This is a genomic window from Halomonas sp. KAO, from assembly GCF_015595025.1.
Taxonomy (GTDB): Bacteria; Pseudomonadota; Gammaproteobacteria; order Pseudomonadales; family Halomonadaceae; genus Halomonas.
The window spans coordinates 927,407-939,581 of record NZ_JADNRL010000019.1; the positions used below are offsets into that span (position 1 = coordinate 927,407).

A 12,175-nucleotide genomic window follows, 5' to 3' on the forward strand; every position below is an offset into this window, starting at 1 on the left:
GCAGTCTATTATCGCTCCCGGGGAGCGGCGTCAAGCAGGGGGAAGGGAACCAACCATGCAAGCACACATTATCAAGCGTACCGTGGCGCTGCTCGCCATGCTGGCGGTGTCAGGAGCCGCCCTGGCGGCCTCGACGCTCGAAGAGCTCGATTTTCGGCAAGGGGCCAGCGGCGAGCTTGAGGTCGATCTTGAGTTCTCCGGCCTGGTTCCCGAGGTGCGTGGTTATCGCATCGACGACCCCGCACGGCTGACCATCGACCTGATGGAGACCGACAACCGTCTCGCGCGCCGCAGCTACACCCTGGGCATCGGCGGGGTCCAGCGGGTCACCGCCCTGGAGGCCGGCTCACGGACCCGCCTGGTGTTTGACCTCGATGGGCCGCTGCCCTACAACACCCGAGAGCAGGGTAGCCGCTTGCGCCTGGCCATCGGCGGCGGCGCCGCCGATACCGTCGAGGCGTCGGCTGCCGACGCCTCGACGGCTGAACCCGAATCGGCGCTATCCCAGCCGGCCAGCCGTGGCCCCAACATCGAGGATATCGACTTTCGCCGTGGCAGCGATGGTGCCGGCCGACTGGTTGTCACCTTCGATCGTGCCGGCATCGATGCCCGGGTGCGCGAGACCGGCCGCAACCGGATCACCGCCGAGCTGGTGGGGGTCAACCTGCCCGCCTCGCTGGATCAGGTCTACGATGTCAGCGACTTCGACACCCCGCTGCAGCGGGTGACGCCACAGGTAGGGCGCAACGGTGTGGTCCTGAATATTCAGGGAAGTGGAGACTATGCCATGGTCTCCACCCAGAGCGGTCGCCAGCTGACCATCGAGGCTCAGCCGGTCACCCGCCAGCAGCAGGAGCAGCGGGTGCGCGAGCAGTTTGCCTACACCGGCAAGCGGATCACCCTCAATTTCCAGGATATCGAGGTGCGTTCGGTGCTGGCGATCATCGCTGACTTCACCGGTCTCAACCTGGTGGCCAGCGACAGCGTGCAGGGTCGCGTGACCCTCAATCTCGAGGATGTGCCCTGGGATCAGGCGCTGGACCTGGTGCTCAAGAGCCATGGCCTGTCCAGCCGCCAGGACGGCAACGTGATCGTGGTGGCCCCGGCCGCCGAGCTGGCCCAGCGCGAGCAACTGGAGCTCGAGACCCGCGAGCAGCTGGAGGTCCTGGCGCCACTGGAGACCGAATATATCGAAGTGAAGTACGCCAAGGCGAGTGATATCGCCGCTCTGCTGCGCGGTGGGGGGCAGGCAGGTTTCGGCCTGTTGACCGAGCGCGGCAAGGTGGCGGTGGATCCGCGTACCAATACCCTGCTGATTCAGGATACCGCCGAGCAGATCGACAGCGTCATGGATACCCTGGAGCGTCTCGATGTGGCGGTACGCCAGGTACAGATCGAGGCGCGTATCGTCATCGCCGGACAGACTGCATCCCGTGAGCTTGGTGTGAACTGGGGGGTCTCGGGAAGTGGTGGCCGGTTCGACCTGGGGGGCGCCTCCGATGGCGAGCCAGTTTCGGGGCTGGGTGGTCTGGCAGTAGACTTTGGCCCTGTCGAGCGTGGCGCCGGTGGTATGACAAGCTTCGGTTTCGGCTATCTCTCCGGAGATGTGTTGCTCGACCTCGAGCTGCGCGCCATGGAGAGCGATGGCAAGAGCTATACGATCTCCCAGCCGCGGGTAATCACCGCCAATCAGACCACCGCGGTGATCAAGCAGGGCCAGGAGCGCGCCTACCGCGAGGCGGCGGCCAGTGGCGCCTCGGCGGTGGAGTTCAAGGAGGCGGTGCTGTCCCTGGAGGTGACGCCGCAGATCACTCCGGATAACCGCATCATCATGGACGTGGCGATCACCAACGATACCTTCGGCGAGTTCAACCCCGGCGAGGAGCCCCCTGTTAACAAGAACGAGATCGAGACCCAGGTGCTGGTGGATAATGGCCAGACCGTGGTGCTGGGGGGGATCCTGCAGACCGAGGAGTTGGAAAACCTGGTCAAGACGCCCTTCCTGGGAGACCTTCCGGTGCTCGGCAACCTGTTCCGCTATACCCAACAGAGCGATGACAAGGTAGAGTTGCTGGTATTCATTACCCCACGAATCCTCGATGAAGGTATGGCCCTTCGCTGATGCTGGCACTACCCAACCTGATACTGATCGGCCCCATGGGGGCCGGCAAGAGCACCATCGGCCGCCTCCTGGCGGCCGAGCTTTCTCGCGACTTCCTGGATACCGACCACGAGATCCAGGACCGCTGCGGTGCCGATATCCCGTGGATCTTCGACGTCGAAGGCGAGGGCGGCTTTCGCGACCGCGAGACCCTGATGATCGACGAGTTGACCCATCGCGAGGGCGTGGTGATCGCCACCGGCGGTGGTGCGGTACTGCGCGAGGAGAATCGTCGCATGCTGCGTGAGCGTGGCACCGTTGTCTATCTCTTCACCACCGTGGAGCAGCAGCTCAGGCGAACCGCCAAGGATCGCAATCGCCCGCTGCTGCAGCGCCCCGACAAGGAGGCGGTGCTGCGCGAGATGTTCGGCGAGCGCGACCCGCTCTACCGTGCCACCGCCGACCTTACGGTGCGTACCGACCGGCGCGGTCCGCGCTCGGTGGTCAACGATATCGTCCGCCGCGTAACGCGGCTGGTCGATCCCCTGCAAGCCAAGGCCTGAACCATGACCCAGACCCCTTCCGGCCCGCACACCCTCGAGGTGGCGCTGGGCAGTCGCAGCTACCCCATTCATATCGGTCCCGGCCTGCTCGCCGAGCCGGGTGTCCTGGCCCCCTGGCTGGTCGGGCAGCAGGTGATGATCGTCACCAACGAGACGGTGGCGCCACTCTACCTCGAGCGCTGTCGCGCTGCCCTGCCCGAGGGCGTGGAGGTGCGCGAGCTGGTGCTGCCGGATGGCGAGGCCACCAAGAACCTCGAGCATGTCTCGCGCATCTGGGATGCGCTGCTCGAGGCGGGCTTCAACCGACGCTGCACCCTGGTGGCCCTGGGCGGAGGGGTGATCGGTGATATGGTGGGCTTCGCCGCGGCCTGCTATCAGCGTGGCGTGGCCTTTATCCAGGTGCCGACCACCCTGCTGGCCCAGGTGGACTCGTCGGTGGGTGGCAAGACCGGAATCAACCATCCGTTGGGCAAGAACATGGTCGGTGCCTTCTGGCAGCCGCGAGGGGTGCTGATCGATACCGATACCCTGGATACCCTGCCGCCCCGCGAGCTTTCCGCCGGTCTGGCCGAGGTGATCAAGTATGGCCTGATTCGTGATGCGGACTTCCTCGTCTGGCTGGAGCGGGAGCTGCCCGCCTTGCGCGAGCTGGATCCGGACGCCCTGGCAGGCGCCATCCAGCGCAGCTGTGCGCTCAAGGCGGAGATCGTCGCCGAGGATGAGACCGAGCAGGGGGTGCGGGCGCTGCTCAACCTTGGGCATACCTTCGGTCACGCCATCGAGGCGCATCAGGGCTATGGCGACTGGCTGCACGGTGAAGCGGTGGGTGCCGGGATGCTGATGGCCGCCGAGCTTTCGGCACGACTGGGCTGGCTCTCGGATCGTGATGTCGAACGGTTGCGGGTGATCCTGCGGGTGGCGGGGTTGCCGCTGGATGCCCCGGCCGGGATGGGCGCCGATGACTTCCTGTCGCGCATGCGTCTCGACAAGAAGAACGTCGACAGTCGCCTGCGCCTGGTGCTGCTGCGTGCCATGGGCGATGCCCGTGTGTATGACGCCACCCCGGAAGCGCTCCTGGTGGAGTTGCTGGAGCAGTTCCCTCGCGGCTGACCTCGTCTTTCTCTTTTGATCGGTACCTCGTTTGACCGGAACGCCCGCGCCACCTTGGTGCGGGCGTTCCTCGTCTATGCTGCTGAGTAGGCGGCTCCGGAGAAGGCGGTAGCCATTGATTGGCATGGAGTATGCGCTATTGGCATGGGCAATATGGCCCTTTTTAGCCAAAAGTCTAATGCGAGAACCGTTTCGTTTGTTTTCCGTTTATGGTGATTGCAAGTGACTGAGCGGTGGGGTTTTTTTCAGCGAGTCCGAAAGGCAACCCACGGATTTATCGGTGATTTTTGGGTAGGGAGAGGCCGTCGGTATTGCGCTGCAGTGTGGCGGCTGGCTATTCTGGGCGCACCTTTGCCGCGCAGGTCGGTGCGAGTCATTCGTCTGGCATCATAAGATAAAAACCCTTGAATATAGCATGGGGTTCCTGCGAGAAAAACCCATTTCATCGAGGCACACCTATGAACAGCGGTCTATATCAGCCCGGCGAGTTCCGCGACAACTGCGGGTTCGGCCTGATCGCCCATATGGAGGGGCGTGCCAGCCATGAGCTGCTGCGCACCGCCATTGAATCCCTCACCTGCATGACGCATCGCGGTGGTATTGCCGCCGACGGCAAGACCGGCGACGGTTGCGGCCTGCTGCTGCAGTTGCCCGATACCTTCATGCGTGAAGTGGCCGAGGAGGCGCTGGGCGCCACCCTGGGCGAGCGTTATGCGGTGGGGGTGGTGTTCCTGCCCGACGACGATGCCCGTGCCGCTCGGGCCGCCGAGGTGCTCGAGGGCGAACTGCGCGCCCGCGGCCTGGTGATTCGTGGCTGGCGTGAGGTGCCGGTGGATGCTTCGGTGTGTGGCCCCATGGCACTGGAGTGTCTGCCGCGTATTCGCCATCTGTTCGTGGAGCCAGGCAGAAACGGCGGCTCCGAGCGTTTCGAGGTCGACCTGTTCATGGCTCGCCGCCTGGCCGAGCAGTCGCTGCGCCAGGAGGAGGCGTTCTACGTCTGCTCGCTCTCCGAGAGGGTGATCTCCTACAAGGGGCTGGTGATGCCGGTGGACCTGCCGGCCTTCTATCGGGACCTGGGTGACGAGCGCCTGGAGACCGCCATCTGCGTCTTCCATCAGCGCTTCTCCACCAATACCGCGCCACGCTGGCCGCTGGCGCAGCCGTTTCGTCTGCTGGCCCATAACGGCGAGATCAATACCATCGAGGCCAATCGCGGCTGGGCCAATTCGCGCAAGGAGAATTTCGTCTGCGAGCGGCTTCCCGACATTGTCGAGCTCGACGAGATCGTCAACACCGTGGGCTCCGACTCCTCGAGCATGGATAACATGCTCGAGGTGCTGCTGATGGGGGGGATGGGTCTGCACCGTGCGGTGCGCATGATGGTGCCCCCGGCCTGGCAGAACGTCGAGCTGATGGACCCCGAGCTGCGCGCCTTCTATGAATACAATTCCATGCATGTGGAGCCCTGGGATGGCCCCGCCGGCGTGGTGATGACCGACGGGCGTCAGGCACTCTGCATGCTCGACCGTAACGGCCTGAGGCCGGCGCGCTGGGTGATCACCAAGAATGGCTTTATCACCCTGGCCTCGGAGATCGGCACCTACGACTATGCGCCGGAGGACGTGGTGGCCAAGGGGCGCGTGGGGCCGGGTCAGGTGCTGGCCGTGGACACCGTGACCGGCGAGGTGCTGCATACCGAGGATATCGATGCCCGGCTGAAGTCGGCCTATCCCTACAAGCGCTGGCTCAAGGAAGAGGCGCAATATCTGGAGTCGTCGCTCACCGAGCTGGCCAGCTTCCATAACATGGACGCCGATGGCCTGTCCGTGGCCCAGAAGATGTTCCAGGTCAGTTTCGAGGAACGGGACCTCCTGTTGCGTCCGCTGGGCGAGAGCGGCCAGGAGGCGGTAGGCTCCATGGGCGACGATACCCCCATGGCGGTGCTTTCCGCCAGGCCGCGCCTGCTCAGCGACTATTTTCGCCAGAAGTTCGCTCAGGTCACCAATCCGGCCATCGACCCGCTGCGCGAGGCGATCGTGATGTCGCTGGAGACCTGTATCGGTGCCGAGCGCAACGTCTTCAAGGCGACCCCCGAGCATGCCCATCGCATCATCCTGACGACGCCAATCCTCTCGCCGCGCAAGTTCACCGCCCTGGTGGAGCAGGAGGATGCGGCCTATGCCAGCCATCGGCTGCGCATGGCCTATGACCCCGAACACCACGGCCTGCAGGCCGCCCTGGGTGAGCTGTGCCGTCAGGCCACGGAGGCGGTCAAGGCCGGCAAGGTGATCCTGGTGCTTACCGATGCCGGCCTCGAGAAGGGCGAGCTGCCGATCCATGCGGCCCTGGCCGTTGGTGCCGTGCACCACCATCTGGGGCGGCTGTCGCTGCGCCCGCGCTGCAACATCGTGGTAGAGACCGGTTATGCCCGTGACGCCCACCAGATGGCGGTGCTGTTCGGGGTGGGGGCCACCGCCGTCTTCCCCTGGCTCGCCTACCAGGTGATGGCCGACATGCACCGCACCGGTGAGCTGGTCGGTAACCCCGCCGATGCCCGTGAGAACTACCGCAAGGGTCTGCAGAAGGGGCTGTTCAAGATTCTCTCCAAGATGGGGATCTCGACCCTCGCCTCCTATCGCGGCTCCCAGCTGTTCGAGGCGGTTGGCCTCGACGATGAGGTGATGGCGCTATGCTTCCCGGGCATGGCCTCGCGCATTCGGGGCGCCGGTTTTGCCGAGCTGCAGCTCCAGCAGGAGCTGCTTGCCCGCGATGCCTGGGTTCCGCGCAAGGGAATTAGCCAGGGGGGGCTGTTCAGGTATGTGCACGGTCACGAATACCACGCCTTCAATCCCGACGTGGTCAAGTCACTTCAGGAGGCGGTGCAGGAGGGGAGTTACGCCAAGTGGAAGCGCTTCGCCGCACTGGTCAACGAGCGCTCTCCTGCCACCCTGCGTGACCTGCTCAGGCTGAAGCCGGTGGCCGAGCCGCTGCCGCTTTCAGAGGTCGAGCCGGTCGAGGCACTGCTGCCGCGTTTCGACAGCGCCGGCATGTCGCTGGGGGCGCTCTCGCCCGAAGCCCACGAGGCGTTGGCCCAGGCCATGAACGAGTCCGGCGGGCGCTCCAACTCCGGCGAGGGGGGCGAGGATCCGGCGCGCTACGGCACGATTCGTTCCTCCAAGATCAAGCAGATCGCTTCGGGGCGTTTCGGCGTCACCCCGGCCTACCTGGTCAACGCCGAGGTGCTGCAGATCAAGGTGGCCCAGGGCGCCAAGCCTGGTGAGGGCGGCCAGCTGCCTGGCGGCAAGGTCAACGAACTGATCGCACGGCTGCGTTATGCGGTGCCCGGGGTGACCCTGATCTCGCCCCCACCGCATCACGATATCTACTCGATCGAGGACCTGGCGCAGCTGATATTCGACCTCAAGCAGGTCAACCCCGATGCCCAGGTATCGGTGAAGCTGGTTTCCGAGCCCGGTATCGGCACCATCGCCACGGGGGTTGCCAAGGCCTATGCCGACCTGATCACGGTCTCGGGCTATGACGGCGGGACGGCGGCGAGCCCGATTACCTCCATCAAGCACGCCGGCTCCCCCTGGGAGCTGGGGCTGCCCGAGGTGCATCAGGCGCTGCGTATCAACGGCCTGCGCGACAAGATTCGCCTGCAGACCGACGGCGGCCTCAAGACCGGCCTCGATGTGGTGAAGGCGGCGATCCTCGGTGCCGAGAGCTTCGGGTTCGGTACCGCGCCCATGGTGGCGCTGGGTTGCAAGTACCTGCGTATCTGTCATCTCAACAACTGCGCCACCGGCGTGGCCACCCAGCACGACTATCTGCGTGACGAGCACTTTCGCGGCACCGTGGATATGGTCAAGCACTACTTCCGCTTTATCGCCGAGGAGGTGCGCGAGCTGATGGCCATGCTGGGCGTGGCCAGGCTCACCGACCTGATCGGTCGTACCGATCTTCTCGAGGTGATCGAGGGCGCGACCGCCTCCCAGCGCAAGCTGGATCTGACACCGCTGCTCGGCAACGATCATGTGCCGGCGGATGCGCCGCAGTTCTGCAAGGTGAGTCGCAACGTGCCTCACGACCCGGGTGCCAAGAACCAGGAAGTATTGACGGCGCTGGAGGAGGCCATCCAGCAGGGCAGTGGTGGCGAGTTCACCTTCACCATTACCAACTGCGATCGCAGCGTGGGGGCGCTTGCCTCGGGGGTGATCGCCAAGCGCTACGGCGAGGCGGGCCTCGCCGAGGCACCGGTCACCGCACGCTTTACCGGGGTGGCGGGCCAGAGCTTCGGCGTATGGAATGCCCGTGGACTCAACCTCTATCTGGAAGGCGATGCCAACGACTACGTCGGCAAGGGCATGAACGGTGGCAAGGTGGTGATCACACCGCCTCGTGGCAGTCGCTTCGAGAGCCACAGGACGGCCATCATCGGTAATACCTGCCTGTATGGTGCTACCGGCGGCAAGTTGTTTGCGGCGGGCACCGCCGGTGAACGCTTCGCCGTGCGCAACTCCGGTGTCCATGCGGTGGTCGAGGGGGTCGGCGACCACGGGTGTGAGTACATGACCGGCGGACTGGTGGCCGTGCTCGGCGAGAGCGGGGACAACTTCGGCGCGGGCATGACCGGTGGCTTCGCCTATGTGCTCGACGAGGACCGCAGCTTCGTCGACAAGGTCAACCATGAGCTGGTGGAGATTCACCGAATCAATACCGAGGCCATGGAAGCCCACCGGCGCCACCTGCGCGAGGTCATCGAGGAGTTCGTCGCCGAGACCGGCTCCGAGCGCGGCAAAGCGATCCTCGAGGACTTCAGCGACTTTGTCCGCAACTTCTGGCTGGTGAAGCCCAAGGCGGCGAGCCTGAAGAGCCTGTTGGCCCAGTCCCGGCGTCAGCCGGAATAAGAGGCGGCGTCAGCCGGAATAAGTAAGCGGCGGCGTCAGCCGGAGTAGAGAGCCGGCTTCAGCCTTCACCGTCAGGGTGACCAGTGCCCGCCGAGCTCAGAGCGCGGGCGTGGCGGCCGACAGGAATTCCAGGAGTAGAAAGCATGGCTAACCGTTTGAGCAACGACTTCCAGTTTATCGAGGTGGGTCGACAGGACCCGGACAAGAAGGATGCCCGTACCCGCTCGCGGGAGTTTGCCGAGATCTATGAGCCCTTCAGGCCCCAGGAGGCGGCGGGTCAGTCGCATCGCTGCCTGCACTGTGGCAACCCCTATTGCGAGTGGAAGTGTCCGGTACACAACTACATACCGAACTGGCTGCAGCTGGTCAGCGAGGGCAACATCCTCGAGGCGGTCGAACTCTGTCACAAGACCAACTCGCTGCCCGAGGTGTGCGGCCGGGTGTGCCCTCAGGATCGTCTCTGCGAGGGGGCCTGTACCCTCAATGACGGCTTCGGTGCCGTGACCATCGGCTCGGTCGAGAAGTACATCACCGATACCGCCTTCGCCATGGGCTGGCGCCCGGACCTGTCTCGGGTCACCTGGACCGACCGCAGGGTGGCAGTGATCGGTGCGGGTCCCGCGGGGCTGGGGTGCGCCGATATCCTGGTGCGTAACGGCGTCAAGCCGGTGGTGTTCGATCGCAACCCGGAGATCGGTGGTCTGCTGACCTTCGGCATCCCCGAGTTCAAGCTCGAGAAGAACGTCATGGAGCGTCGGCGGGCGGTGTTCGAGGAGATGGGGGTCGAGTTCCGCCTGGGGGTCGAGATCGGCCGCGATATCACCATCGACACCCTGCTCGAGGAGTACGATGCGTTGTTCCTGGGCATGGGGACCTACAGGTCCATGCAGGGGGGCTTCCCCGGCGAGAACCTGCCCGGCGTTCACAAGGCGCTCGACTTTCTGATCGCCAACGTCAATCACTGCCTGGGCTTCGAGAAGGATCCTGGCGAGTACATCAGCTTCAAGGGGCAGCGGGTGGTGGTGCTGGGTGGCGGCGACACCGCCATGGACTGCAATCGCACCTCGGTTCGTCAGGGCGCTACCAGCGTCACCTGCGCCTACCGCCGTGACGAGGAGAATATGCCTGGCTCACGCAAGGAGGTGGCCAACGCCCGGGAAGAGGGCGTGGAGTTCCTGTTCAATCGCCAGCCCGTCGCCGTGGTGGGCGAAGGGAAGGTCGAGGGGGTCAAGGTGGTGCGCACCCGCATGGGCGAACCGGATGAGAACGGCCGCCGTCGCCCCGAGGTGGTGCCGGGCTCCGAGGAGGTGATTCCCGCCGATGCCGTGGTCGTCGCGTTCGGCTTTCAGCCCGACCCGCCGGCCTGGCTCACCGAGACCGGCGTGGAGGTCGATGAACGAGATCGGGTCAAGGCCGCGGAGCAGGGCGAGTTCGCCTTCCGGACCACCCACGAGAAGATCTTCGCCGGCGGCGATATGGTGCGCGGCTCCGACCTGGTGGTCACCGCCATCCACGAGGGGCGCCAGGCCGCCGAGGGCATCCTGGACTACCTGGGGGTGTAAGCATGGGGTTAGATCAATAGGAGGGCAGCTCCGCTGCGCGACTGGCGCCGGCAGGCGCCCGCTGGTGCCGTAGTCATGGAGTTAGCGCCGGGAGGCCTGTGGCCTTGAGTCGCGAGGCAGACTCTCCCACCTGCAATGGCTCGGGCTGCCGCGTCTTCAGGTCGGGCAGGGCATCGTCCAAAATTGAGCCAAAGGTAGTATTCTGCTAATCTGTCATCCCATCCTGGCGCGGCTTCCTGCCGTGCCTACCGATCACGCTTCGACAGGTTCCTCATGACACGATACATCTTCGTGACCGGCGGCGTTGTGTCCTCTTTGGGCAAGGGCATCGCGTCGGCCTCGCTTGCGGCGATTCTCGAGGCTCGCGGCCTCAAGGTCACCATGCTCAAGCTCGACCCGTATATCAACGTGGATCCGGGCACCATGAGCCCCTTCCAGCACGGCGAGGTGTTCGTTACCGAGGATGGTGCCGAGACCGATCTCGACCTGGGCCACTATGAGCGCTTCATCCGCACCAAGATGACCCAGGGCAACAACTTCACCACCGGGCGCGTCTACGAGCACGTGCTGCGCAAGGAGCGCCGCGGCGACTACCTGGGCGGTACCGTGCAGGTGATTCCGCACATCACCGACGAGATCAAGCGTCGCGTCTATGAAGGCGGCGAGGGTTTCGACGTGGCGCTGGTGGAGATCGGCGGCACCGTGGGCGATATCGAGTCGCTGCCCTTCCTCGAGGCGACCCGTCAGGTCCGGAGCGAGCTCGGTGCGAGCCGCGCGATCTTCATGCATCTGACGCTGGTGCCCTACATCAAGACGGCGGGGGAAACCAAGACCAAGCCAACCCAGCACAGCGTCAAGGAGCTGCGCTCCATCGGTATCCAGCCGGATATCCTGATCTGCCGCAGCGAGGTGGAGCTCGAGGAGAGTGAGCGTCGCAAGATCGCCCTGTTCACCAATGTGGAGGAGCGCGCGGTCATCCCCCTGCAGGACGCCGATACCATCTACCGTATCCCGTTGATGCTCCACGAGCAGGGGCTCGACGAGATCGTCTGCGACAAGCTCCGCTTGACGGCCGACGAGGCCGACCTGGGCGAGTGGGTGCATGTACTCGATGCCAAGCTCAATCCGCTCAAGTCGATCAATATCGCCATGGTCGGCAAGTACATGGAGCTGCTCGATGCCTACAAGTCGCTCAACGAGGCGCTGATCCACGCCGGTATCCAGACCCGCGTGAAGGTCAATGTCGACTATATCGACTCCGAGGATATCGAGCGCCACGGCACCGAACGTCTGGCCGGCAAGGATGCGATCCTGGTGCCTGGCGGCTTCGGTGAGCGTGGCGTGGAGGGCAAGATCGCCACGGCGCGCTATGCCCGTGAGAGCGGCATTCCCTACCTCGGCATCTGCCTCGGCATGCAGGTGGCGGTGATCGAGTTTGCCCGCAACGTCGCCGGCTGGGAGGACGCCAACTCCACCGAGTTCACCCACGACACCCAGCACCCGGTAGTTGGCCTGATCACCGAGTGGTTGAGCCCCGAGGGCAAGATCGAGCTGCGAGATGCGGCCTCCGATCTGGGCGGTACCATGCGCCTTGGCGGCCAGGTCTGCCAGCTCAAGGCCGGCAGCAAGGCTCGCGAGGCCTATGCCGCCGATGAGATCGTCGAGCGTCACCGTCACCGCTTCGAGGTCAACGAGCAGTTCGTCGAGCAGCTCGAGCAGGCGGGCCTGGTCGTCTCGGGCAAGAGTGTGGACAACTCCCTGGTCGAGGTGGTCGAGCTTCCCGATCACCCCTGGTACGTGGCCTGCCAGTTCCACCCGGAATTCACCTCCACCCCCCGTGACGGTCACCCGCTGTTCACCGGCTTCGTCAATGCGGCGCTGGAGCACAAGACAGCACGCGGCCGCGCCCAGTCCTCCTACCAGGAGTGA

Annotated in this window: 6 protein-coding genes; all 6 read left to right on the forward strand. The window is 64.8% G+C overall.

Annotated features, from left to right (window positions below):
* Positions 1-55 precede the first annotated feature (55 nt).
* The 6 genes from pilQ (at position 56) to IOC61_RS10585 (ending at position 12,175) form a co-directional block, all read left to right on the forward strand.
* Positions 56-2,122 (forward strand): type IV pilus secretin PilQ, encoded by a 2,067-nt coding sequence (gene pilQ, locus IOC61_RS10560; protein ID WP_195688767.1) that lies wholly within the window; start codon positions 56-58, stop codon positions 2,120-2,122.
* Positions 2,122-2,664: a shikimate kinase AroK gene (gene aroK, locus IOC61_RS10565; protein WP_195688768.1), complete on the forward strand. Its 543-nt coding sequence runs from the start codon at positions 2,122-2,124 to the stop codon at positions 2,662-2,664. Before pilQ ends, aroK begins: the two co-directional genes overlap by 1 nt.
* Positions 2,665-2,667: 3 nt before the next feature.
* Complete coding sequence (gene aroB / locus IOC61_RS10570; protein ID WP_195688769.1) at positions 2,668-3,774, forward strand: 3-dehydroquinate synthase; 1,107 nt, start codon at positions 2,668-2,670, stop codon at positions 3,772-3,774.
* Between the two features lie 458 nt (positions 3,775-4,232).
* Entirely contained in the window at positions 4,233-8,684 is a 4,452-nt protein-coding gene (gltB, locus tag IOC61_RS10575; protein WP_195688770.1) for a glutamate synthase large subunit, read from the forward strand.
* A gap of 143 nt (positions 8,685-8,827) precedes the next feature.
* Complete coding sequence (locus IOC61_RS10580; protein ID WP_195688771.1) at positions 8,828-10,246, forward strand: FAD-dependent oxidoreductase; 1,419 nt, start codon at positions 8,828-8,830, stop codon at positions 10,244-10,246.
* Between the two features lie 273 nt (positions 10,247-10,519).
* Positions 10,520-12,175 carry a CTP synthase gene (locus tag IOC61_RS10585; RefSeq protein WP_195688772.1) on the forward strand — a complete coding sequence of 552 codons (1,656 nt, stop codon included), beginning with the start codon at positions 10,520-10,522 and terminating at the stop codon, positions 12,173-12,175.